This is a genomic window from Flavobacterium sp. LK-23 (assembly GCF_058135255.1).
Genome location: NZ_JBYUVT010000001.1, coordinates 543,829 through 567,521, shown reverse-complemented (window position 1 = coordinate 567,521; position 23,693 = coordinate 543,829). Strand labels below are relative to the sequence as shown.

The following is a 23,693-nucleotide window of genomic DNA, read 5'->3' as shown; positions in this document are numbered from 1 at the left end:
ATTACTTGCGCTTTTTTGAATAATAAATTATAAATTCAATAATTTAAAAGTTTGTTTGTTATATTATTCTCTTTTAAGAGTGTGTCTTTGTGCCTTTTTAAGAATCCCGCGAAAAAGCGCTATTTTATTGATATAATGATCAAATGATTTTTTTTAAAATTGATTTTCTGATAAGGATAAAAAGACGAAAAAATAACCTTGATTTATAGAATCTTTAGCAAAAAACAGAATTCGTAATTGTAAATTTACTTCGTAACTTTGCAGCCTAACATTTTAATAAATGAAATACAAAATATCTCTTTTTCTGCTTTTGACAACTGTGTTATTTTCTTGCCAAAATGAAAATGAAAAACGCCTTGCAGAAAATGCAAAAGAAGCAAAAAAGAAAGAAGCTATTTTTAACAACATAAATAAAGGTTGGACTTTTCTAGACGAACCCATTAATGAGATTTCAGAATCGCAATTGAATTCATGGACAGAGTGGCGTGAATTTAATAAAGAAATTTCAGAAAAGCCTAGAAAGACCATTGGGGCTTTTCAGAAAAAATCGGCTGCGATTTCTAAGAAAGCAATGGCTTTAAACAATAATATTCCGGCTCAATTTAATCAGCCACAGATCAAAAGCCGTATTTCTATTTTGATTACTAAAATTAAAATGCTGGATTTATTTATTCATTTGAGTACTATTCCAGATGATAAAGTGGTGTTTTTGATACAAGAAATCAATAAAGAGCTGATTTCTTTGGAAAGACAAATGGATAAAATTGTCGAAAAAGCCAAAATTCCTAAAGAACAAGGAGAAGAAGATTTCCTTAGAATGTTAGACACAACACGCGCGATTCCGAGTTCGGCACCGCCTTTAGATAAAAATATACCAAAAGTTGAGTAAAAACGCCTTATATACAACCTACGATAATCTGCCAAAAGCCGAGCAGATTGCTAAAAGTTTACTGGAGGGAAATCAGGTAAAAATGAATATCAGCGGATTGTTGGGATCTGCTGTTTCTTTTATAATACGTTCTGTTTTCAGGAAAACCGAACTGCCTCTTCTGATTGTTTTAGACAATAAGGAAGAAGCGGCATATTACTTAAACGATCTGGAGCAAATGATTGGAGAACAAGATGTATTGTTTTATCCAGCGTCATTTCGCCGTCCATATCAGATTGATGAAACGGACAACGCCAATGTGCTGCTTCGTGCTGAGGTTTTAAACCGAATTAATTCAAGAAAAAAACCTGCTATAATTGTTACGTATCCTGAAGCACTTTTTGAAAAAGTTGTTACGAGAAAAGAACTCGATAAAAACACTTTAAAAGTGGCTTTAAACGATAAAATTTCGATTGATTTTATTAATGAAGTTTTATTTGAATACGAATTCAAAAGAGTAGATTTCATTACAGAACCTGGCGAATTTTCTGTTCGTGGGGGAATTGTCGATGTGTTCTCTTTCTCAAATGATCATCCGTATCGAATTGAGTTTTTTGGAAACGAAGTAGACAGCATCAGAACTTTTGATGTGGAAACGCAATTATCTGTCGAAACACATAAAAAAATCACGATTATCCCAAATGTGGAGAACAAGCTTTTTCAGGAAAACCGAGAAAGCTTCTTAGATTATATTGCTGAAAAGACAGTCCTTTTCATTCAAAATACCGACGGACTTTTTAGTCAGTTAGACAAACAATTTGCGAGAGCAGAAGAAGCTTTTGAGAAATTGTCGAAAGAAATAAAACACGCCACGCCAGAGCAATTATTCTTAAATCAGGCTTCGTTTATTAAACGCGCTTTAGATTTTTCGGTGGTAGAATTGGCTTCAAGACCGATTTTTAAAACCACTAAAAAAATCGAATTTCATATTCAGCCTCAGCCATCTTTCAATAAACAATTTGATTTATTGCTGAATAATCTGAGTGAAAATCATTTTAACGGATATGTCAATTATCTGTTTTGTTCGAATGATACGCAGGCAAAACGTTTTCACGATATTTTTGAAAGCTTAGATGAAGCCAATTCAGAAAATATAAGAAAGCAATATCATACCATTGTATTGCCTTTATACCAAGGTTTTATTGACGAAGAAAATCAAATAACGGCTTATACCGATCACCAGATTTTCGAACGTTATCATAAATTCAACATCAAAAACGGATATTCTAAAAAGCAGAATATTACGCTTAAGGAATTAACGGCACTTTCGGTTGGTGATTATGTAACACACATCGATCACGGAATTGGAAAGTTTGGCGGGTTGCAAAAAATTCAGGTTGAAGGCAAAATCCAAGAAGCCATAAAATTGGTTTATGCCGATAATGATATTGTGTATGTGAGCATTCACTCGCTTCATAAAATCTCAAAATACAACGGAAAAGACGGAACGCCTCCTAAAATCTATAAACTTGGATCGAACGCTTGGAAAGTTTTAAAACAAAAAACCAAAGCGCGCGTAAAACATATTGCGTTCAACTTGATTCAGCTTTATGCAAAACGCCGTTTAGAAAAAGGATTTCAGTTTGCGCCTGACAGTTATCTTCAAAACGAATTGGAAAGTTCGTTTATTTATGAAGATACGCCAGATCAAATGAAATCAACGGCAGAAGTGAAAGCCGATATGGAAAGCGATCGCCCAATGGATCGTTTGGTTTGTGGTGATGTTGGTTTTGGAAAAACAGAGGTTGCGATTCGTGCTGCTTTTAAAGCGGTAGATAATAGTAAACAAGTTGCTGTTTTGGTTCCGACTACTATTTTAGCGTACCAGCATTATAGAACTTTTTCGGAACGATTAAAAGATATGCCGGTTACAATTGGTTACTTAAACCGATTTAGAACTGCAAAACAGAAAACACAGACTTTAAAAGATTTAGCCGAAGGAAAACTAGATATCGTAATTGGAACACATCAATTGGTCAATAAAAATGTAGTTTTTAAAGACTTAGGATTATTGATTGTTGATGAGGAACAAAAGTTTGGAGTAAATGTAAAAGATAAACTCAAAACCATTGCTGCAAATGTTGATACGTTAACTTTGACAGCAACGCCAATTCCGAGAACGCTTCAGTTTTCATTAATGGCGGCTCGAGATTTATCGGTAATTACAACGCCTCCGCCAAATCGATATCCGATTGAAACGAATGTTGTTGGTTTTAATGAAGAAATTATTCGTGATGCGATTTCGTATGAAATTCAGAGAAACGGACAGGTTTTCTTTATCAATAATAGAATTGAAAATATAAAAGAAGTGGCTGGAATGATTCAGCGTTTGGTTCCAAATGCGAGAGTCGGAATTGGCCACGGACAAATGGACGGTGCTAAACTCGAAGAATTGATGTTAGGTTTCATGAACGGTGATTTTGATGTTTTGGTAGCAACAACCATTATCGAAAGTGGTTTAGACGTTCCAAATGCGAACACGATTTTCATCAATAATGCCAATAATTTCGGATTATCAGATTTGCATCAAATGCGCGGTCGAGTAGGGCGAAGCAACAAAAAAGCATTCTGTTATTTCATCTGTCCGCCGTATTCGTCAATGACCGAAGATGCCAGAAAACGTATTCAGGCCTTGGAACAATTTAGCGAATTGGGAAGTGGTTTCAATATTGCCATGAAAGATTTGGAGATTCGTGGTGCAGGAGATTTATTGGGCGGAGAACAAAGCGGTTTCATTAACGAAATTGGATTTGATACGTACCAGAAAATCATGAATGAAGCCATTGAAGAATTGAAGGAAAACGAATTCAAAGATTTGTATCCTGAAGAAAATGATATCGATACAAAAGAGTATGTAAAAGATATTCAAATCGATGCCGATTTCGAATTATTATTCCCAGATGAATATATCAATAACGTTTCGGAACGTTTGGTTTTATACAACGAGTTAGGAGCAATAAAAGATGAAGCCGGTTTACAGGAATTTGAGAAAAAATTAATTGACCGTTTCGGGCCATTGCCAAAACAAGCAACAGCATTGTTAAACAGCATTAGAATAAAATGGATTGCTACAAAAGTCGGAATCGAGAAATTGGTTTTGAAACAAGGCAAAATGATTGGTTATTTTGTGTCCGATCAGCAGTCAGACTATTACCAATCGGTGAAGTTTAGAAATGTTTTAAACTTTGTTCAAAAGCATAGTAATCTTTGCAAAATGAAAGAAAAACAAACCGTAAATGGATTACGCTTGTTATTGACTTTTGAAAATGTGAAGTCGATAAAACGTGCTTTGGAGTTGATGGAGTTGTTTGAGGAGTAAAATAACAACGTATAAATATTTATAAAGGCTTTTGATTTAAAATCGGAAGTCTTTTTTGTTAGGAATATTGTCTTTATTTATTGTTTTAAAGTCTTTTAAGTGAGTCTTTTATTTTTTAATGAAATTAAATTTGCAGGTTTACTAAACGATTAAAACTAATATGGAAAAGGAGATAAAAATATTAAAGGATTTTGTGGAAGGAGTTATTTCTCCAAAAGTTTTTGAAAAGCATTTCTTTGAAAATTCAAAGTTTAGCGAATTACTTTCCGATGAAACAATAAATCTTCAAGGAACCTACATGGCAGGTTCAACCATTTATTTATATATCGCTGAACAAAAATTGCAAAGTATATCAGGAAGATTAAATGTGCAAGGGGCAATACAATTATTCTTTACTCAGAAAGGAATTAAATTTAATCAATATACAAAATATAGTGACGATTATGGTCTTATCTTAGATTCACAACCAAAATATATTGATGCAGATTTAGATTTTATTGAAAAGTACATTTTGCCAGTAGAAGTAAATAAATCTAAATCAGAATTGAAAAAAGAGATGAAAGATCGTTTTTTAACTTTATTTAAATATCAAACGAAACCACCAAAATGGATTCAAAACCCAATTTGGATTATAAAAGATGAAAATCCTCTTTTCTTTTTAGGACAATTTGATATTAAGAATTGTGACATCTTTCATGATGATGGAGTAGTTTATTTATTTGTTGATCAAACAACGGGAGATATAGAAACAGTGAAACAATTCTATTAAGGAATTAAAGTATTTTATATTGTTTTAATAAACTTGATACCTTTTGAAGTTAAGGTTTCTGCAGAAGTTTTTCCTTGTAAAAAAGAGCGTACAGCAACCTTATCATCTCTCATTTTGATAATGGCTTGTTTAATGGCTTCCTTAGTTATTATTGTATTTTTCATGTTGTAAAGTAACAGTTTTAAGTTCAATATTGACTAATTTGTAGTATTATTTTTATTTTATAAAGATATTTTGTTGGTTATCAGTTAATTTAAAAATTAAGTTTTCTTTATCTTTTATTTAAGAAAAACCTTAGAATTAAAAAGTTTTCTTTGAACCAAAATTTTCAAAGACACTTTATATGCAGAATCAACTTCTTGTTCTTTTTTTACTTCTTGGATTTACTTCCATTTTCGCTCAGGGAAAAGATAGAATTATTTCAAATGATTCCTTAAAATCAGAAACAATCGATCCGCTTCGTCCAGCAAAAGCAGCTTTTTATTCGGCAGTTTTGCCTGGTTTAGGACAGATTTATAATAAAAAATATTGGAAACTTCCTTTGGTATATGGTGCGATTGGAACGAGTGCCTATTTCTACATCGACAATCAGAAGAATTACAATCTTTATAGAAATGAATACAAAAATAGGCTTGAAGGCAAAAAAAGCGATTCTGAATTTTTAGCTGGATTAAGCGAAAGCCAGTTGATTACAGCTCAAAAGGGTTATCAAAGAAATAGAGATTTATCTGCTTTGTTTATGGTTGGTTTTTATGTCTTAAACATTATTGATGCCAACGTTGATGCTGCTTTATCTCAGTTTAATGTAAATGAGAATTTAGCTTTTAAACCCGCATTAAATAAAAATGAAATCACATCGGAGAATAATTTGGGATTTGCTCTCAATTACACATTTTAAAAGATAGAAAAGCGCATGAAATTCATGCGCTTTTCTATTTCAACCAAATCGAATTTATTTAACGATCAGTTTTTTAGTAGCTTTAAAATCTTTAGAAATAATCTAGTGTAAAATTCGTGGCAAAAAACTAAGAAACTAAATACCTCAGTATCTTAGCACTTTAAATTATAACTTTTTCAATCCTTTTAAATCTGAAGCCATTCCTTCTTTAATACTGATGGCAACACCTCCACCAGGAGCTAAATACTGCTTCAATTTGCTTTTTGAGTTTACGATAACTTTAGTAACCGTATATTTCTGTGGATTTTGATTCCAATTGGCCTCTTTAGCATCGGCATAAATTGTGGCAACGAAATTTTTTCCTGCAGGTAAATAATCGAAAGAAATGTTTGCTGTTCTGGCATTTTCATCTGTAATTCCGCCAATAAACCATTCGTTTTTGCCTTTTGCTTTACGAGCAATTGTAATGTAATCTCCAGGTTCGGCTTCTAGAATATAACTGTTATCCCAATCTACAGCTACGTCTTTAATAAACTGAAATGCATCTGGAAAACGCTCATAATTTCCAGGAATATCAGCCGCCATCTGCAACGGACTGTACATCGTTACATAGTAAGCCAATTGTTTTACTAAAGTCGTGTTTACTCTTTGCGAACTTCCTGTTCCGTAATACGAAAGATCAGTCTGGAAAATTCCTGGAGTATAATCCATTGGGCCTCCCATTAAGCGGGTAAATGGCAGAATTGTAGTGTGATCTGGAGCTAATCCTCCCATAGATTCGAACTCGGTACCGCGCGCTGATTCCTGAGCAATCCAGTTTGGAAAAGTTCGGTTTAATCCCGTTGGGCGAACGGCTTCGTGGCTGTTGATCATAATTTTATAATCGGCAGCACGTTTCGCAACGTTGATATAATGATTGACCATCCATTGTCCGTCATGATGTTCTCCACGCGGAATAATCTGTCCTACATAACCTGTTTTTACAGCATCATAACCGTTATCATTCATAAATTGAAAAGCACGATCTAGACGACGTTCGTAATTGGTTGCAGAGCCTGAAGTTTCATGGTGCATGATAATTTTTACACCTTTAGAAGCTGCATAAGCATGAACCGCTTTTACATCAAAATCAGGATATGCGGTAACGAAATCAAAAACGTCTTCTTTCCAGTTGCCAATCCAGTCTTCCCAGCCAATGTTCCAACCTTCGATAAGGATTGCATCAAAGCCATTTTTAGAAGCAAAATCAATGTATTCTTTTGCGCGTTCTGTTGTAGCTCCGTGTTTTCCGTTTGGAGTAAGTTTCGTAAAATCATCTGTCATTTTTACGTTGTTTTCTTTTCCAAAAGCCCATGTACTTCTTCCTGCAACAAAATATTCCCACCAAATTCCAATGTATTTTACTGGTTTAATCCATGAAACATCTTTGTAACTGGTTGGTTCGTTAAGGTTTAAAATTAATTTTGAAGCTAAAATATCAGTTGCTTTATCACTTACCACAATAGTTCTCCAAGGTGTTTGAGTGTCAGTCTGCATGTAGCCTTTTGCACCAACAGCATCGGGTGCCAAATGACTCGTCATTTTGTTGGTTTTGGCATCAACTTCAAGGTACATTGCTGGATAGTTAATTAATCCTGCTTCGTGAATGTTGATGTATAAACCATCGTCCGACTTCATCATTGAAGGCGTTTGTACAGATAATTCTTTGATTGGCTGTTGTGCATTGATTTCAATCGTAGCTTTTTTCATCAAAGAAGGGATTTCTGAAATCTTTGATGTTGTATAAGCATATTCGTTGGTGTCATAGTCTCCTGGAATCCAGAAAATTTTATGATTTCCAGCCAATTGAAATTCGGTGCGCTCTTCTTTAATTAAAAAATAGTTGAGATCATTTTGTTTCGGAAATTCGTATCTAAATCCCAATCCGTCATTAAATAAACGGAAACGAATACGGATAAATCTATTGTTGTTTTTCGCTTGCGCTAAAGTGACAACCAATTCGTTGTAATGATTTCGAATTGTTTTTTCTTCTCCTAAAACGGGATTCCAATTTTCATCAACAGAAGATTGTGCTGTATTTGTAATGGTAAAACCATCCATAAACGAAGCATTGTTTTTAAGCTCTAAACCTAAAGAACTTGGTTTAATAACTGGTTTCTGTTTGTATGATAATTGGTAAGACGGAATACCACCTTCTTTTAATTCAAATTTTAGAGAAAGATTTTTGTCTGGCGAAGCTATTTCTTGTGCCTGAAGTGAAAATACACTTAGGATAGTAAAAAATAAAAACGCTGTTTTTTTGCTCAAACGCATTTGAAGCAGTGTTTTTTGGGATTGAAAATTCATTTTATTTAGTTTTTTGCAAATCTAACTTTATTATAAGCTTTTATTCTTTTTTAAGTATTAAATATTGGTAAGCTTCTAAATTAATTTCTGAATCTAAAGAAATCGTGCTTCCAGTTAATGCATTTTTCTAATGGTATTAGCCAAAGCAATTGGAGTAGTGTATTTCCCTTCAGTCGAAATGATAGAAACTTTTAGGAAATATAGCACTTGGAATTGATCAAAAAAAATCACTCCGAAGAGTGATCTTAAGGGTAATATTTGTGGTTTTGGTTAGATAATTTTATCATGAAGTTAAAAAAAAATCGCGCATCAATTCGAGCGCTTTACTCATTTGGTTCTGGACTGTGTTTATCGAGATTCCGAGTTCCTTGCTTATTTCTTCGTAGCTCATTCCTTTTTTCCGACATTTTAAAATCTGCCGTTTTTTTGTTGGGAGCTATTTTTATAGATTGTTTAACTTGCATTTATTTAATTCCAATGGTATTAAACTATCAAAATTCGAGGTCTCATGTCTGACTTCTTCACAAATATATAAAAATATTATTCTCAATAAATCATATATAAAAAAACTTAATTCAAATTTTTTGTTAGTTTTTTTAGAGAAAGACATAAAATACATTGTGAAGTGGCATTCTGCAAGTAAGTGTCATATTGACGCTTTTCTGAAGTAGAAAGTAATTTCTGAATTTTACTTTTGAGAATATTCTTATTTGCTAAAAATAGAATTATGTTGATGTACTTTTTTATTCTAAAAAAAATCCTTTCATCTTTTATTAAAAAGACAAAAGGATTTTTGTGTTATAAAGAAGAATCAAAGCGATTCTTTAGATCTTATTTAATTAGTTTTTCAAGTCTTTAATTACTTTGAAGGCGACATCTACTTGATCTTCTCCAACTAAGATTGTAAATTCATTTGAAGTCGAAATTACCTCGTTGATAATAATTCCTTCCCAAGCCAAACGCTGGAATATGAAATAGTAAATACCAGGAACAACAATGTTTTCTTTTGGTAATTTTACAGTGATAGAAGCTAAATTATCCAATTTCTGGATTAATTTTTCTCTCATAAAGTGTTTTTCAACTAAGTGATTTACACTGCTGCTCACCACGATATTCGTTTCATTTACTCCACGAGATGAGGTATAAAAAATATCAGATAGAGCATTAATATCAGAGATCAAATCTGCTTGTTTGTTTAAGACCGTTTCAGACGCTGCAAAAGTGTAATCGGTAAGTTCAGAACGAACTGTGATTTCACCAATATTTTTAATTACTTTATTGATTTTGTGGTTTAGTTTAAAATCTAGTTCTTCCGTTAGTCGTTTTAAAGACATTACAACAGCGCCTTGTTTTACTTCTTTGCCAAACTCACTTTCTAATTCGGTCATAATATTTCGCGAAAGTGAAGTTAGGTTAATAATTCCGAGTGACAGGGCATTTAATAAAAATGGTTTTGTTTTAATGTAGTTTTCTACAATAGAAGAAACAGTTTTCATAATCTTTTTTTTTTTTTGGTAACAGTTGAGTTGGTAGTTAATTTAACATTGCGATGTTATAATTCTTTGCAAATATAAATAAAAAAACAAATTGTTACAATTATAACAATAAAAAAATATGTTAAAAGTGATAAAAAGCATCAGTAAGATGTTCAATTGCAAATGATTCGCCATTTTTATGGACTGCAACGATGTCAAAACGGATTTCTAAATCTTCTTGAAAATCCTTTTCCCTATCGTTTATGTAGGCATTTACTGCTTTAATGAGTAATTGAATTTTTTTGGACTTCACAAAATCTTGCGGAGATCCAAAATCTAAACTGGAACGAGTTTTAACTTCAACAATCGCCAAAACATTATCTTTTTGTGCAATTATATCTATTTCTGCTTTCTGGATAACAAAGTTTCGTTCTATAATCGAATATCCATTTTCTTCAAGATGTGCTGCAGCGAGATCTTCTCCTAATTTTCCTAAATCGTTATGTTCTGCCATGGGTTTTGTTTTTTTGTTTCAGGTTTCAAGTTTCAGGTTGTTGAAAATTGAATAATAGGTTTATGTTTTTTGCATGCAAAGACGCGAAGTCACAAAGAATATTAAAACTTTGCGACTTCGCGTCTATTCGAGATTTTATGTGGTATTGTTAGATTTGCTTAGATTCTAAGCAATGTGATATTACTTTTTAAAAGTAACCGTACTTCCAGAAGCAGTAACTTCTATAGAAACAGTATTTCCCATAATTAAGGCTCTGTTGTCTCTAATATGACCTGCTGGGAAATTAAAAATGACTGGAATATTGTATTTTTTCGTTACATCATCAATAATTTCCAGAGCATTTTTCCCCCAAGGAACTTCATTGTCTTTCATGCTTGTCATTCCGCCAATGATAATCCCTTTTAGATTTTCGATACATCCGTTACGTCTTAAATTCATCATCATACGGTCAATATGATATAGATATTCGTCTAAATCTTCGATAAATAAAATTTTATCCTTGCAGTCAATTGCCGATGGTGATCCTAACAAACTATATAAAATAGACAAGTTGCCTCCAACCAATTCTCCAGTAGCACTTCCTAAACGATTCATAGGATTTGGACTAATAGAGTAAGAAATAGGTTCGTTAAATAAAGCAGCTTTTAATGAGCTGACGGCATCTGAAGTTGCTCTAGGAACCGTTACTGGCATAATACCATGAATAGATTTATAGCCCATCGTATTCAAATGATTATGTAGAACCGTTACATCACTAAAACCGATAACCCATTTAGGATGCTGTTTAAATTTCGTAAAATCTAGTAAATCTAACATTCTAACAGTTCCATATCCGCCACGAACGCACCAAATCGCTTTAATATTCGGATTGTCCAATTGCTTTTGAAAATCGGCAGCTCTTTGCTCATCTGTTCCAGCCAATTGATGATAATCTAATCCAATTGTAGATCCAATTACAGCCTCTAAGCCCCAACTGTGCAATAAATCTATTGTTGGTTTTAAGTTATCGTCGATGTTTTTTCTTGCTGTTGCCAAAAGTGCTACAGTATCTCCTTTTTGTAAATAAGGCGGTGTTATCATGTTTTGTTGAGATTGACAGTTGAATGATTGTAAAGCAAAAATAAGAAATGCGAGTTTACAAAAGACAAAGTGTCTCTTTATATAGTGAAAGCAGTTTTTATTCATTTTTTTCTTTTGCTTAAAATTATAAAATTAATTTTTAAGGTTTAATAATTTAACCTCCATATTGTTTTTGAAGCTCAGCCAAAAGTAACATTAAACCTTTGTCTGCTTCTTCAGACTGCACATTGGCAAATAAGATAAAAGCTTTATCGATGTCTTTGCAAATATACACTTTGGTTAAAAATGTTCCTGGGTTTCCGTAGTGAAAAGAATATTTTAAACCCGATTTTTCATTTATTTCAGAATACCATCCAAAAGAAAATTCAGAAAAACCAAAATGCATTTTATTAAATTCTTCTTCAGACAATACTTTTGATTTTCCTAACAAACCTTGTAGTTGCATCTGTGTAAATTTGCAAAAATCAGGAAGATTTACATTGATATTTCCTGCTGATGAAAGCCAATTTAATTTATAATTTACAAATGGTTTTTCAGGCTTCAAATTTTCATCATGTCCCCACGGCTGGTTTATATCAGTCACGTTTGGTTGTCCAAAACCGAAGTTAATATTTAGCTTTTTACCCAATTCTTGCACTAAAGTTTCATAACTCTTTCCAGTTGCTTTTTCAAGCATTAAACCTGCAGCAACAAAACTTGGATTGGAGCCATACCATTCTTGCTTTTCTGTAACAATTTGCTTTTGCTTAAAAAACCAGCTTATAAACTCATAACGCTGTTCTTGATTATTTCCTTTAATTTCTTGTTGATTTGGAGTTTCATTTCCGTAAGACCAAGTTGGTATTGGTGCTCTAAATGTCAAGAAATCTTGCAGGGTTACATTATAAATTTCTGGATTACTTTCTGCTTTTAATTCAGGATATAAATCAAAAAATTTAGAATTCCAGTTTATTTTTCCTTCTTTAACTAAAGTCGCCGCAATATAACTTGTGACCGTTTTTGTGATGGATCCTAAACGGAATAGATCGTTAATTTTTGCTTTATGAGAAGATTTGTAACGTTGAAATCCTAAAACGTTAGTTTCAAGAATAGAATCTGAAGAAACAACTGCATAAGCCAATTCTGGAATTCTATATTGTTTTCTGATTTCCTCTGCTCTGGAACTATTTTTTTGCCCGTAAAATGGATTTATAAAGCTCAAGAATAAAGCAAAAAACAGTATTTTTTTCATGTTATAAATTGTCAGATTTTTTCAGCAAGATACAAGAGTTTTATTAGAAACAAATGTAATATTTTTAAATTTTATTTAAGTAAAAATCTTACAAATTAATTAAGTTTGTCTTTTTAAAAATCTTCTCTATGCCGTTAAAATATAAATTCTCTTTGATTATTCTTTTTGCATTGAATGTTCTGTTTAGCCAACCCAAAAAATACAAAATACATACCGTAGCTTTTTACAATTTTGAAAATCTGTACGACACTGTAAATGATGAATTTACAAATGATGATGAATGGACTCCAAACGGGGCGCAGCATTGGACAATAGAGAAATATCAGCAGAAATTAAAAAATTTGGCGAGGGTAATATCTGAAATTGGTACACCCGAGAATTCAAATGCTCCAACTTTAATTGGAGGAGCTGAAATCGAGAATCGTGGCGTTTTAGAAGATTTAATAAAAGAACCAAAGCTATTGCCATTAGATTTAGGAATCATTCATTTTGATTCTCCAGACAAACGAGGAATCGATGTGGCTTTGCTGTATCAGAAAAAATATTTTAGACCCACTTCTTACTCGAATATTCCTTTAATTATTTATAAAAAAGAAATGGTCAAAAAAGAACAAGAAGTAGAAGTTTTGGATGACGAAATTGAAATTAAAAAGGAAAATAAAAATCGAGTTTTTACAAGAGATCAACTTTTGGTTTCGGGATTTTTGGAAGACGAGGAAATCCATATTATTGTCAATCACTGGCCGTCCAGATCTGGCGGAGAAAAAGCAACAGTAGTATTTCGGGAAGCCGCAGGAAAATTAAACCGAAAAATTATTGATTCATTACAACAAATTAATCCGCAGGCAAAAGTATTGACAATGGGAGATTTTAATGACGGACCATTTAATAAAAGTATAAAAATAGGGTTAGGAGCTAAGGGAATAAAAGCTGAAGTTACTGAATTTGATGTTTTTAATCCGTTTGAAGAGCTTGCTAAAAATGGCTTAGGAACTATTGCTTATAGGGACTCTTGGAATATTTTTGATCAAATTATCCTAACAGAATCTTTGGTTAAAGCTGATTTTTTGACTTTTAATTTTTGGAAAGCAGGGATTTTCAATAGACCTTATCTTATTCAAAATTCTGGTGTATATAAAGGATATCCGTTGCGGAATACATTGAGCGAAGCAGGTTTTAGTGATCATTTTCCGGTTTATGTTTATTTGATAAAAGAGTTTTTAAGGTAGAGACGCACTGCAGTGCGTCTGAAGTTTTTCAGAAATTAAAATACAAACCCATATACGCACTGCGGTGCGTCTCTACAATTTCACTACCTTAGCTTTTCATAATTTAGTATTAAAAAAATGGCTATAGCAAAACCTTTTAACCTGACGAAATGGATTGACGAAAACCGTCATTTACTTAAACCGCCTGTTGGAAATAAAAACCTTTATGTTGATTCTGGAGATTATATTGTAATGATTGTTGCAGGCCCAAATGCGCGAAAAGATTATCATTATAACGAAACAGAAGAGCTTTTTTATCAGTTGGAAGGAAGCATTAAGGTCGTCATTCAGGAAGATGGAAAGCGCAAAGAAATGGAATTAAATGCGGGCGATATGTACTTGCATCCTGCAAAAGTGCCACATTCTCCTGTTCGTTCAGAAGGTTCTATCGGACTTGTGATCGAAAGAAAACGTGCTGGACAAGGTTTTACAGATGGTTTGCTTTGGCATTGCGATAACTGCAATCATAAATTGTATGAAGTATATTTTGAACTTCATAACATAGAGAAAGACTTTCTTCCTCATTTTGAGCACTTCTACAATTCAGAAGAATTAAGAACTTGTGATAATTGTGGAACTGTTATGGAAACCGATCCTAGATTTACGGCTAAGAAATAAAATATTTTATTTGATAGAAATATGAAACCCGACAGGTTTCAAAAACGTGTCGGGTTTATAATATGAATGGATTAATATAATTTTAAAATGAATACTGAAAACAATAATGAAAAACTAGACGATGAGGAAAAATTTATTTTAGAATTAAAAGCCGACATCGAGCAAGCAAAAGAAGAATTTCGTGCAGGTAATTTTATTACACATGAAGAAATGCTTATTAAATTAGAGAAAAAAGGTTTAATTAAAAGAAGCGATCTTGATCTTTACAATCAATGAAAACTTTGACTAATAAATTATAATTCTAATTTTTTCCCCTGCTCAGGATAAATAATCTTCAATCCTAAATTGTTTTGAGCTTTTAACTGCTCTTTAATTTTTGCAATATTCTTTGCAGGAGGTTTCAAATGTGTAATAATGATTTTAAAGTTTTCCAGAGAACCTTTTCCTGCTAATTCCTCTAAAACATGAAGTTCCTTCATTAAATAATTCGGAGTCAAATGACCAAACAAAAATTTATCGGGCTGTTCATTTGGAAACGAAACTTCAATAAAAATTCCTTTCAATTGCTTGGCCTTAACCAATGGCGTAACAGTTGTCCACAAATCACGGAGATTATTGCTTTTTTCCACTTCGTCAGGCCCTGTATCACCTAAATACAAAGCATAATTATTGTCGTTTTTAATTAAGAAAGCGGTACTTTCAAACGGATTAACATGGCTTAAAGGAAATGCTTTAACCGTCATTTTAGCATTGGTCAAAAGAGTTTCTTTCGCCAAATCTAAAGTCTGAAAATGATATTTTTTGATATGAAAACCAGGACCTGCATCTCCAAAATTAGCCCAAGTCTGATCGTTGAAATAATGGTTTTCCATCATTTCCATGCATTTTTTTGTAGCATAAACCGTTTTCGAAGAATCGGCTGGAGAATTGATTATCAAACCTGACACATGATCTAAATGTGCATGAGAAATCAAATATCCTTTGATGTATTTTCGTAAAACTTCGCTTGTAGAAACTTTAAAAGTTTTATTTTCTATAGCTTTTTCGATTCCAGCGTTTACAGTTCCAGCGTCTAGACAGATATAATCATTTGTATTGGCTGGAGCGATTAAATAAGCGGAAAGATTTTTTTCGTCGATACCGCCCATTACTCCCAATGGAACTACAGAAAAAGAGGTTTTTTCCTTTTGAGAAAATATACTGGTTGTAACTAAAAGAAAACAAAGCAGAAGCCTATTGAAAAGGGTCATATTTTTTAATTTTAAGTACTGCAAATTTCATTAAATAAATTCAATAATGAGGTTTCGGTTCTGTTAATACTATAAAATAAACTTAAATTTACTTTGATTTATGAATTAACTTCAACTGAAAATTAATTCTAAAATAATATCTTTACATAAAAATATAACAATTTTAACTAAAAAAGTTACAATGACAACAATAGCATCGCAATTTGGAATGAAGGAAGCTCTTGATAAATTGGGCATCAAGACAATAAATGAAGGAACATCAACAGGAATTAATAATTTTTCTTCTGGAGAAATTCTGGAAAGTTATTCGCCAGTTGATGGAAAATTAATTGCTTCGGTAAAAATGTCAACGGCAGCAGATTACGAAAAAACAATTAAAACTGCGGCAGAAGCTTTTAAAACTTTTAGATTAATTCCTGCTCCACAGCGTGGTGAAATTGTTCGTCAGTTTGGAGAAAAATTGAGACAAAATAAAGAAGCGCTTGGTAAATTGGTTTCTTATGAAATGGGGAAATCATTACAAGAAGGATATGGAGAAGTACAGGAAATGATTGATATCTGCGATTTTGCAGTAGGGTTATCTCGCCAGCTTCACGGACTAACAATGCATTCTGAAAGACCTGGACACCGTATGTACGAGCAATATCATCCGCTTGGAATTGTTGGAATTATTTCGGCATTTAATTTCCCAGTTGCAGTTTGGTCTTGGAACACAGCTTTAGCTTGGATTTCTGGTGATGTCTGCGTTTGGAAACCTTCTGAGAAAACACCTCTTTGCGGAATTGCCTGCCAAAATATAATTGCTCAAGTTATAAAAGAAAACAATCTTCCAGAAGGAATTTCGTGTTTAATAAATGGTGATTATAAAATAGGAGAATTATTGACTGCAGATACTCGAATTCCGCTTATTTCAGCTACAGGTTCTACCCGAATGGGGAAAATCGTAGCACAAACTGTTGCAGGAAGACTAGGAAAATCATTATTAGAATTAGGAGGAAATAATGCGATTATTGTTACTCCAGATGCCGATATTAAAATGACGGTTATTGGTGCTGTTTTTGGCGCTGTTGGAACTGCTGGACAACGTTGTACTTCAACTCGAAGACTGATTATTCATGAGAGTATTTATGATAAAGTAAAAGATGCTCTGGTTGCGGCTTATAAGCAGTTACGAATCGGAAATCCGCTTGACGAAAATAATCATGTTGGACCTCTAATTGATACTCATGCTGTAGAAATGTATGCAGCAGCTTTGAATAAAGTTGTAGCCGAAGGTGGAAAAATCCTTGTAGAAGGAGGGGTATTATCTGGGGAAGGTTATGAGAGTGGCTGTTATGTAAAACCAGCCATTGCGGAAGCTGAAAATTCGTTTGAAATTGTACAGCATGAAACATTTGCTCCGGTTTTGTATTTAATTAAATATTCTGGAGAAGTAGAGAATGCCATCGAAATTCAAAATGGTGTTGCTCAAGGGTTATCTTCTGCAATTATGACGAATAATTTACGCGAAGCAGAAAGATTTTTATCTGCAACAGGTTCTGATTGTGGAATAGCAAACGTAAACATAGGAACTTCTGGTGCTGAAATCGGAGGTGCTTTTGGTGGTGAAAAAGAAACAGGAGGAGGGCGTGAGTCAGGATCTGATGCGTGGAAAATTTATATGAGACGTCAAACCAATACCATTAATTATACAACAAATCTTCCGTTAGCACAGGGAATTAAATTTGACTTGTAGGAAGGGAAGTTTAAAATAAATAAAACCGCTTTTTTCAGTATTTGAGAAAGGCGGTTTTTTAATGCTAAAAATTTGTAGTATTTTTACTTTTATTAGCCTAAACTTTCTATAAATTATAAGCAACCCAAAATGACTCTATTTTTTTTAGCCGGACTTACCCCTTTTGGATACGGATTTCTTGGAGTTCTTCTTTTATCGTTTTTATTGGCCTATTTTTGGTTGAAATCAAATGGGAAAGAGGATAAAATTGGCTGTGTTTCTATTGGAATTGGAGGAATAATTATTTGGTTTGTTTTGATGTTTCCAACTTTTATTTCCTTTTCGATTATTGAAAATGGAAACATATGGGCTAAAATTGGAGTTGCTGTTTTTTGGGTCTTAATCTTGGCGTTAGTTGTCTATTTTCGATTTGCAAAAAATACTTCTAGCGTTAAAAAAGTGATTTTTACCTTTTTTAAATACCTTCTTTATTTAATTTTTTTAGGTTTATTTCTGGTTCTGTTTTTCGGAATGGCATTTTATATTTACCAAAGACTTTTCACAAACGAAAAAAATCAAGATCCTGTTTGGGTTGCTTTCTTGTGCATCTTTTTTGTGGCAGCACTTATTCTAGCAGGATTTGGCCTTTTGAGTAAAAATAAAGAAGAGAAGAAAAGAGAAAAAACATCTTTCTATGATCTGGAGCAAGCGAAATTAAAACCAGAATTAGTACTAGAATTGGATTTGTCTAAGAACAAATTGACACTATTTCCTGAAGAGATTTTGAAGTTTAAAAATTTGAAGTTCCTTATTTTAAGTCATAACCAAATTACCGAAGTTCCAAATGAAATCAATAAATTGAGTAAATTGATTGGTTTGGATTTAAGTAATAATCCAATTTCAGATGTAGAGAGAAATAAAATCAGAAAATTACTTTCTACGGAAGTTGAGATCCTATTTTAAACCTTTAACAATATCATTATTTATCATTTTATGAATGATCTTTTCGAATTTTTAACTCAAAATAAAACAGATGGTGTAGAGGTTGTTTTTCTGATGCTTTTTAGTTTAGGAATTGCTTTGTTCCAGACGGTCATTTATTCAGGACTTTTTAATTTTAAATTTCCATCTTGGCTGTTTTTTGTTTTATCTCCCGTACTTGTCGGACTCAGTTTTTTAATTGATTCTTCGTATCCTTTGGCAGTTGTATTGCTATTGTTTTTGTCTGTTTTTTTATCGGCTTTTATTGGAATGATTGTTTCGGGAATTAGAAGCAGTAAAGAGGAAAGGATAGAAAGGGAAAAATTCAATCGGAAACATAATATTCAAAAAACACCATTGAGTAAAAAAATCCTTGGAATCGTTGTTTTGATCGGTATTATTCTATCTTTTATCTATTTGGCTGAAAATGGAAATTTGAAACTTCTTTTGCTCATTATTCCAGGGTTCATTATAGTTAGTTCTATATTTTTCCCAAGTAATAAAAGCAAATTTATGAGGCTGCAGTCTATTTTACCAACTTCAAAAATTGATGCAATAGCGATGGGTCAGGTAGAGATTGTAGGAGATTTAGAAGAAATCGAACCCATTATTTCGCCCTATTTTAATAAACCTTGTATTGGATATTATTATAAAATTGAAAAAGAAAGTCCTCGCGATGATGATGGAAGAACGACTTACAGCACTATTTTTTCAGAAATTAAAACAGGTAAATTTAAGATAAAAGACGAAACAGGCTCGGTAACAGTAGATGGGGAAGGATTAGAATATTATTTCAACAGAATAGATAATCAAGCAGGAGGAAAGACCAGGTATACCGAAACGTACTTAAAAAGCAATGATTATATGCTACTTATAGGTTACGCAGATTCAGACAATGGTACTACCATAATTAGAAAAGGAAGTCCAGATACTGTTTTTGGCATTGCTATGCCGAGAAGTATTTCATTCAGAAATAAATATAAACCTTTATTAGACTCTTTTTTGGTGACTTTGTTTTTCATTTCCCTTATACTCATTTATATCATTTTAAATTAAAAAAATATGACCGCTCAAAACATTGCCTTAATTGTTGGATTACTTCTCATACTTATATTTTTTAATGTACTTATCAGAATTTATAATAAGTTGGTTATGCTAAAGAATAATTATGAGAAAGCTTTTAGAAACATTGATGTTATTTTAATACAGAGAGCTGATGAAGTTCCAGAATTGGTAAAAGTAGCTTCGAAATTTATGGAACATGAAACTGCAATGCTAACCAGTTTGACCAAATTAAGAACTGATTTTTTGAATTCAAAAACAGTTGATGAAAAAATAGAAAATGCCAATGAGTTTTCAAAAACCATGAAAAATCTATTTGCAGTTTCTGAAAATTATCCCGCTCTTTTATCCAACAATAATTTTCTAGAATTGCAGAAAAGAGTTTCTCAAATGGAAGATAAAATTGCAGACAGGAGAGAGTTCTTTAATGATAGTGTAAATCTTTACAATGTTGGAATTCAAGAATTTCCTAATTTTATATTAGCAAAAATGATTGGTTATAGAACACAAGGTTTATTTGAAGTTACACTCAATGAAAAGAAGTATGATGGGATTCAGTTTTAATACTTTTTTTGGTCATGAAACCCAGATTAACAATCTAGGGGACCAAGTTTTAATTTATGGTTTTGCAGGTATTATTTTTAGTATTGTTGCGCTGTTATTTATTTCAATAGTGATTAGAAAACTGGGCCTTAAAAGTTTCAATAGCTATTTTATTAATCCGCTTATGTTATCTTTAGGATTAACATTACTTGTTGCTATTTTGCCAACAATTGTCTTTTATGTTGTGGCTTCAGATATTTCTGGTGTAAAAATTATGTACAGTTGGATCACCATTTTTATTGGAATGTTGTTTTTTGTTGGTTTTAATCTAGAAACAATCAAAAAATGTTTGAATGAATTTGGAAAAGTTACAGAACAAGAGGAGTTTAGAAATCGAAGAAGATAATGATAATAAAGTTAAAAAGGCTTCCAGATTTGGAAGCCTTTTTAAGTTAAGTTATTTTTTAATTAATGTTTGGTTAAATGACCCGTCAACGGTATAAATTTTAGCTAGATAAGTTCCCGGAATTAAACCGCTTGTATCAATGCTTTCAGAGTTTCCAGAATTAACTACAAGGTTTCCAGAAATATTGTAAATAAGTACTTTTTGTACTTTCTGTTCTGGATCTGATAAGTATAATGTGTTGGAAACAGGATTAGGATATAAAATTATTTTTGCTGATTCTGGAGTTGTAGTTTCGGCTACTGCGGCCATTTTTAAAGTCGCTCCGCTGTAAACTGTACTGATATAGAATAAATTAGCAACAGAGCCTTTTGTTATAGTATGAGAACCAGCAGCAATTGAAGCCGTTACAATACCTGCCGATGCTGTATAAGAAACATTATCTACTTTAATCGTTCCAGTAAAGCTTGAATCGAAAACCAAGGTTAAAGTTGATGCACTAGTTGTTGTATAGGTTATTGATGTGCTCGATTCTATTTTTAAGCGCTCAGTCAATGTTAATCCGTTATAGCTTACAGATCCAGGAGTAGAATTCATGTTTCCTGTAATAGAGTAGAACGTACTTGTTTTTCCAGACGTTGTAAAGTTATGAAGCTCAGATCCGCCAGTTGAGCCTGTTGTTACCGTTATTGTTCCTGATGCCGTTACAGGTGTCCCTGCAGTGCCTGATGTTGTTACAGAATAAGATACATTTGCTGTTGGTGTTCCTGTAATAGTTATAGTTTTTGCTGTTGTATTTTTTACAAAAGTCAGTCCAGAAGCAGGTAATCCAGTTACAGTTGCATCTGTAGCGTTTCCGCCCCAAGTAAATACAATCGAAGCAATAGCAGTTCCAGAAGAAACCGTTTGACTGTTGTTGCCAGATGAAGTTAATGTTTGTGTTCCAGCTGCAGTAACGGTTACAGTTCCAGAACCAGTGGCTGGGGAACCACTAGTTCCAGAAGTTGCAATGGAATACGAAACTGTTGCAGTTGGCGTACCCGTAATAGTTATAGTTTTAGCTGTAGAATTTTTTACAAAAGATAATCCAGAAGCAGGCAATCCTGTTACTGTTGCATCAGTTGCATCTCCGCCCCATGTAAATGCGATTGAAGAGATTGCCGTACCACTTGCAACTGTTTGATTGTTGTTTGATGCAGAAGTCAAAGTTAAGGTCTGCGTTCCAGCAGGTGGATTTCCTTCTCCTTGTACAGCTACTAAAGTTCCCGTATAATTTGTTAGAGCTGTTTTTAATGCAGTTATTACTAATGAAGAAGTATCATCTGTTGCATTGTTAAATGTCCATTTTAAATCTCCACCAGAAACACGTCCTGCATATTGAGTAGTCTTTGTTTTCGCCGCAGCTGGAGTATCGATTACTAGATTTTTTACATACAAATTAGCATCTGTATCGAAGTTGTTGTAAACATTAGCGCCAGATTTAGATTTTACAGCACTGCTCACCGTTTCTCCTCTTGTTGCGGCTACGTAAGCATCAAAATCTGTTGTAGAGCTTATTTTTCCTGAGATATTGTATAGCGGGTTTGGATCGTTGTAAGCTACGAAACGCATATTGTTTGTTCCGTTAGAAGCGTCAAAAGTATTGTTGAAAGCTTTAATGCTTCCTCCTGCTTCACCAGAGAATGTTCCCATTGTTCCAGCATTATTCACTTGGTTTGCTTCATCCCAAATATCAGAACCTTGAAGTGAAGTTAGCATTGGGTGCTTACTATTTCTAAAATAATTTCCTTCAACAAAAAGAGAAGAACCTAAAGTTGATCCTGCTCCATATTTAGAAACACCATCGTAATAGTTGTTATAAATATGTGCTGAATAATAACGCACACGAGGATGACGTGAATCGGAGTGGTCAAACCAGTTGTGGTGATACGTGATATAAAGTCCAGAAGTTGTTCCTTCGCTTAAACCTAAAAGACTTGCTTTTCCATTATCCCAAAAGTGGTTGTATGATAATGTGATATAAGTTGAAGTTTTATTGTCAAGTGCACCATCGCCTTTTATTTGGTCAGCATCACTACCTGCATTTCCGTAGAATAAATCACAGTTATGAACCCAAACGTGGTCATTGTCCTGCTGCATTCCTACGTTATCGCCTGCGGTACTATTGCAGTTCATAAATCCAAGATTGCTTACCTCGATGTTTGAAGCCGACTTTAGTCTAACTCCCCATCCATTTGCTACAGCATCGTCTCCAATACCTTCAAAGGTAACATAACTCGAAGCATTGTTTGCGTTTTCAATAACAACATCGCCACCTTCCATAACCGTCATATCAGTGATATTTCCGATTAAACGGATAATAAACGGACGTGTATCTTTTCCTTTCTTGATAGCGTACAGAATATTCTGTAAACCAATACAAGGGTTTGAACTTGCACCAGTAATATTCATTGAAATAGTGTTTTTAGTATTTTGGGTAATGTACAGAATTACCGCATTGTCTTTAGGAGTTCCGTCTGCTTTGTATCCTCCTGGAACACGCCCGCCATCAAAAGCAAATCCGTTTCTGTCGTGTGCAGTTACAGTTAGATTTCCTGTTGTGGCTCCAGTTCCTTCTGTGCCATTTACAACAGGTTTTACTTTTACAGTGTAAGTTCCGGCTTTAAGTCCCGGAATATCAGCACGAAAATAAGAACCATAACTTCTAATAAGCTGGTCGTCTATTTTCTGATCTGTAAATCCGTTGCCGGTGTAATAGACATTGTATGTCTGGGCACCACTGACTGGCTGCCATTTTATAAAAGCAGTTTCCAACCAGCCAGAAGCTTCATTAATTTGGATAGTTTGGGCCCATAATTGAACTGTCATGAGAAAGACAGCCACGAAAAGTAGGTTTTTTTTCATAAGGTTTGTTTAAGATAGTTAATAAAATAAGTAAGTGGTTTTTACTTTCGATTTCAAGTGGTTTAATTGTAATCGATTACACAAAATTATATATTAATTTTTAATAGTATAATTTTTTTGCTAAAAAAAAGAGGATACTTTAAATATTAAGCTTTTAAAATGTTAAAAATGTAATAAATTGCATTAATTGTAATTTATTACATATTAGTCGTTGAGTACGGAAAGCCGTATTTTTCTCGCTTTTAGTAATTTTAAACCTTAAACAAAATGAATGGGTATAATCTGTAATTTTTTTTTATTACATAAATTACATTCTAATTTTTTGTAGGAAATGGATTCTTTTTGTGTTTTGAATGGGAGATTATTCTTAGAAGATTTAGCTAGAATATT

The 23,693-nt window shown here is 33.1% G+C and carries 21 protein-coding genes; 12 read left to right on the top strand and 9 right to left on the bottom strand.

Translation table 11 applies throughout. The features are described from left to right. The first annotated feature begins 280 nt into the window (after positions 1 to 280). The 3 genes from AC3Y25_RS02415 (at position 281) to AC3Y25_RS02405 (ending at position 5,016) form a co-directional block, all read left to right on the top strand. Positions 281 to 889, top strand: coding sequence for a hypothetical protein (locus tag AC3Y25_RS02415; protein ID WP_250834491.1), 609 nt, complete (start codon positions 281 to 283; stop codon positions 887 to 889). Beyond that, entirely contained in the window at positions 882 to 4,247 is a 3,366-nt protein-coding gene (gene mfd / locus AC3Y25_RS02410) for a transcription-repair coupling factor (RefSeq protein WP_489901615.1), read from the top strand. Before AC3Y25_RS02415 ends, mfd begins: the two co-directional genes overlap by 8 nt. A 160-nt stretch (positions 4,248 to 4,407) precedes the next feature. After that, positions 4,408 to 5,016 carry a hypothetical protein gene (locus AC3Y25_RS02405; RefSeq protein WP_489901614.1) on the top strand — a complete coding sequence of 203 codons (609 nt, stop codon included), beginning with the start codon at positions 4,408 to 4,410 and terminating at the stop codon, positions 5,014 to 5,016. Between the two features lie 14 nt (positions 5,017 to 5,030). Here the strand turns inward: AC3Y25_RS02405 and AC3Y25_RS02400 are convergent, their stop codons facing one another. Next, positions 5,031 to 5,180, bottom strand: coding sequence for a hypothetical protein (locus AC3Y25_RS02400; RefSeq protein WP_489901613.1), 150 nt, complete (start codon positions 5,178 to 5,180; stop codon positions 5,031 to 5,033). Positions 5,181 to 5,359: 179 nt separating this feature from the next. Between AC3Y25_RS02400 and AC3Y25_RS02395 the strand changes: the two genes are divergently transcribed. Further along, entirely contained in the window at positions 5,360 to 5,914 is a 555-nt protein-coding gene (locus AC3Y25_RS02395; protein WP_250834487.1) for a DUF5683 domain-containing protein, read from the top strand. A gap of 165 nt (positions 5,915 to 6,079) precedes the next feature. Here the strand turns inward: AC3Y25_RS02395 and AC3Y25_RS02390 are convergent, their stop codons facing one another. The 6 genes from AC3Y25_RS02390 to AC3Y25_RS02365 all read right to left on the bottom strand — a co-directional run bounded on the left by AC3Y25_RS02390 (position 6,080) and on the right by AC3Y25_RS02365 (position 12,560). After that, positions 6,080 to 8,227 carry a glycoside hydrolase family 97 protein gene (locus AC3Y25_RS02390; RefSeq protein ID WP_489901744.1) on the bottom strand — a complete coding sequence of 716 codons (2,148 nt, stop codon included), beginning with the start codon at positions 8,225 to 8,227 and terminating at the stop codon, positions 6,080 to 6,082. Positions 8,228 to 8,543: 316 nt separating this feature from the next. Next, entirely contained in the window at positions 8,544 to 8,651 is a 108-nt protein-coding gene (locus AC3Y25_RS02385; protein WP_489901612.1) for an RNA polymerase sigma factor, read from the bottom strand. A gap of 448 nt (positions 8,652 to 9,099) precedes the next feature. Further along, positions 9,100 to 9,756, bottom strand: coding sequence for a hypothetical protein (locus AC3Y25_RS02380; RefSeq protein WP_008466087.1), 657 nt, complete (start codon positions 9,754 to 9,756; stop codon positions 9,100 to 9,102). A 121-nt stretch (positions 9,757 to 9,877) separates the two neighbouring features. Further along, complete coding sequence (locus AC3Y25_RS02375) at positions 9,878 to 10,249, bottom strand: YraN family protein (protein ID WP_489901611.1); 372 nt, start codon at positions 10,247 to 10,249, stop codon at positions 9,878 to 9,880. 180 nt (positions 10,250 to 10,429) lie between these two features. Continuing rightward, positions 10,430 to 11,329 carry a S66 peptidase family protein gene (locus tag AC3Y25_RS02370; protein WP_489901610.1) on the bottom strand — a complete coding sequence of 300 codons (900 nt, stop codon included), beginning with the start codon at positions 11,327 to 11,329 and terminating at the stop codon, positions 10,430 to 10,432. A gap of 154 nt (positions 11,330 to 11,483) precedes the next feature. Beyond that, entirely contained in the window at positions 11,484 to 12,560 is a 1,077-nt protein-coding gene (locus AC3Y25_RS02365) for a serine hydrolase domain-containing protein (RefSeq protein WP_489901609.1), read from the bottom strand. Positions 12,561 to 12,688: 128 nt separating this feature from the next. Here AC3Y25_RS02365 and AC3Y25_RS02360 point away from each other — a divergent pair, with 128 nt between their 5' ends. The 3 genes from AC3Y25_RS02360 to AC3Y25_RS02350 all read left to right on the top strand — a co-directional run bounded on the left by AC3Y25_RS02360 (position 12,689) and on the right by AC3Y25_RS02350 (position 14,722). After that, positions 12,689 to 13,789 (top strand): endonuclease/exonuclease/phosphatase family protein, encoded by a 1,101-nt coding sequence (locus tag AC3Y25_RS02360; RefSeq protein WP_489901608.1) that lies wholly within the window; start codon positions 12,689 to 12,691, stop codon positions 13,787 to 13,789. A 117-nt stretch (positions 13,790 to 13,906) separates the two neighbouring features. Then, complete coding sequence (locus tag AC3Y25_RS02355) at positions 13,907 to 14,446, top strand: 3-hydroxyanthranilate 3,4-dioxygenase (RefSeq protein ID WP_489901607.1); 540 nt, start codon at positions 13,907 to 13,909, stop codon at positions 14,444 to 14,446. Between the two features lie 87 nt (positions 14,447 to 14,533). After that, positions 14,534 to 14,722: a hypothetical protein gene (locus AC3Y25_RS02350; protein WP_379794940.1), complete on the top strand. Its 189-nt coding sequence runs from the start codon at positions 14,534 to 14,536 to the stop codon at positions 14,720 to 14,722. Positions 14,723 to 14,739: 17 nt separating this feature from the next. Here AC3Y25_RS02350 and AC3Y25_RS02345 read toward each other — a convergent pair whose 3' ends face one another. After that, a complete protein-coding gene (locus AC3Y25_RS02345) occupies positions 14,740 to 15,696 on the bottom strand; it encodes an MBL fold metallo-hydrolase (RefSeq protein WP_489901606.1) in 957 nt (318 codons plus the stop codon). A gap of 181 nt (positions 15,697 to 15,877) precedes the next feature. On the opposite strand from AC3Y25_RS02345, the gene amaB reads away from it, so the two are divergent. From amaB to AC3Y25_RS02320, 5 genes are all read left to right on the top strand, one after another. Continuing rightward, positions 15,878 to 17,431, top strand: coding sequence for an L-piperidine-6-carboxylate dehydrogenase (gene amaB / locus AC3Y25_RS02340; protein WP_489901605.1), 1,554 nt, complete (start codon positions 15,878 to 15,880; stop codon positions 17,429 to 17,431). A gap of 129 nt (positions 17,432 to 17,560) precedes the next feature. Then, the gene (locus tag AC3Y25_RS02335; protein WP_489901604.1) at positions 17,561 to 18,373 is read left to right on the top strand and encodes a leucine-rich repeat domain-containing protein; all 813 of its coding nucleotides are present in this window, start codon (positions 17,561 to 17,563) and stop codon (positions 18,371 to 18,373) included. A 30-nt stretch (positions 18,374 to 18,403) separates the two neighbouring features. Continuing rightward, positions 18,404 to 19,447: a hypothetical protein gene (locus AC3Y25_RS02330; RefSeq protein WP_489901603.1), complete on the top strand. Its 1,044-nt coding sequence runs from the start codon at positions 18,404 to 18,406 to the stop codon at positions 19,445 to 19,447. A 6-nt stretch (positions 19,448 to 19,453) separates the two neighbouring features. Beyond that, positions 19,454 to 20,017 (top strand): LemA family protein, encoded by a 564-nt coding sequence (locus AC3Y25_RS02325; RefSeq protein WP_489901602.1) that lies wholly within the window; start codon positions 19,454 to 19,456, stop codon positions 20,015 to 20,017. Further along, positions 19,986 to 20,402, top strand: a complete 417-nt coding sequence (locus AC3Y25_RS02320; RefSeq protein ID WP_427871612.1) for a hypothetical protein — start codon at positions 19,986 to 19,988, stop codon at positions 20,400 to 20,402. Before AC3Y25_RS02325 ends, AC3Y25_RS02320 begins: the two co-directional genes overlap by 32 nt. Before the next feature lie 51 nt (positions 20,403 to 20,453). On the opposite strand, the gene AC3Y25_RS02315 is transcribed toward AC3Y25_RS02320, so the two are convergent. Further along, entirely contained in the window at positions 20,454 to 23,303 is a 2,850-nt protein-coding gene (locus AC3Y25_RS02315) for a pectate lyase family protein (protein ID WP_489901601.1), read from the bottom strand. Positions 23,304 to 23,693: the final 390 nt, after the last annotated feature.

Bases quoted from the DNA above. Each gene is read 5' to 3' on its own strand.
- AC3Y25_RS02390 (WP_489901744.1), bottom strand. From the start codon at position 8,227: ATGCGTTTGAGCAAAAAAACAGCGTTTTTATTTTTTACTATCCTAAGT.
- AC3Y25_RS02400 (WP_489901613.1), bottom strand. From the start codon at position 5,180: ATGAAAAATACAATAATAACTAAGGAAGCCATTAAACAAGCCATTATC.
- AC3Y25_RS02360 (WP_489901608.1), top strand. From the start codon at position 12,689: ATGCCGTTAAAATATAAATTCTCTTTGATTATTCTTTTTGCATTGAAT.
- AC3Y25_RS02365 (WP_489901609.1), bottom strand. From the start codon at position 12,560: ATGAAAAAAATACTGTTTTTTGCTTTATTCTTGAGCTTTATAAATCCA.
- amaB (WP_489901605.1), top strand. From the start codon at position 15,878: ATGACAACAATAGCATCGCAATTTGGAATGAAGGAAGCTCTTGATAAA.
- AC3Y25_RS02345 (WP_489901606.1), bottom strand. From the start codon at position 15,696: ATGACCCTTTTCAATAGGCTTCTGCTTTGTTTTCTTTTAGTTACAACC.
- AC3Y25_RS02315 (WP_489901601.1), bottom strand. From the start codon at position 23,303: ATGAAAAAAAACCTACTTTTCGTGGCTGTCTTTCTCATGACAGTTCAA.
- AC3Y25_RS02330 (WP_489901603.1), top strand. From the start codon at position 18,404: ATGAATGATCTTTTCGAATTTTTAACTCAAAATAAAACAGATGGTGTA.
- AC3Y25_RS02380 (WP_008466087.1), bottom strand. From the start codon at position 9,756: ATGAAAACTGTTTCTTCTATTGTAGAAAACTACATTAAAACAAAACCA.
- AC3Y25_RS02395 (WP_250834487.1), top strand. From the start codon at position 5,360: ATGCAGAATCAACTTCTTGTTCTTTTTTTACTTCTTGGATTTACTTCC.
- AC3Y25_RS02335 (WP_489901604.1), top strand. From the start codon at position 17,561: ATGACTCTATTTTTTTTAGCCGGACTTACCCCTTTTGGATACGGATTT.
- AC3Y25_RS02325 (WP_489901602.1), top strand. From the start codon at position 19,454: ATGACCGCTCAAAACATTGCCTTAATTGTTGGATTACTTCTCATACTT.
- AC3Y25_RS02385 (WP_489901612.1), bottom strand. From the start codon at position 8,651: ATGAGCTACGAAGAAATAAGCAAGGAACTCGGAATCTCGATAAACACA.
- AC3Y25_RS02355 (WP_489901607.1), top strand. From the start codon at position 13,907: ATGGCTATAGCAAAACCTTTTAACCTGACGAAATGGATTGACGAAAAC.
- AC3Y25_RS02370 (WP_489901610.1), bottom strand. From the start codon at position 11,329: ATGATAACACCGCCTTATTTACAAAAAGGAGATACTGTAGCACTTTTG.
- AC3Y25_RS02350 (WP_379794940.1), top strand. From the start codon at position 14,534: ATGAATACTGAAAACAATAATGAAAAACTAGACGATGAGGAAAAATTT.
- AC3Y25_RS02375 (WP_489901611.1), bottom strand. From the start codon at position 10,249: ATGGCAGAACATAACGATTTAGGAAAATTAGGAGAAGATCTCGCTGCA.
- AC3Y25_RS02415 (WP_250834491.1), top strand. From the start codon at position 281: ATGAAATACAAAATATCTCTTTTTCTGCTTTTGACAACTGTGTTATTT.
- AC3Y25_RS02405 (WP_489901614.1), top strand. From the start codon at position 4,408: ATGGAAAAGGAGATAAAAATATTAAAGGATTTTGTGGAAGGAGTTATT.
- AC3Y25_RS02320 (WP_427871612.1), top strand. From the start codon at position 19,986: ATGAAAAGAAGTATGATGGGATTCAGTTTTAATACTTTTTTTGGTCAT.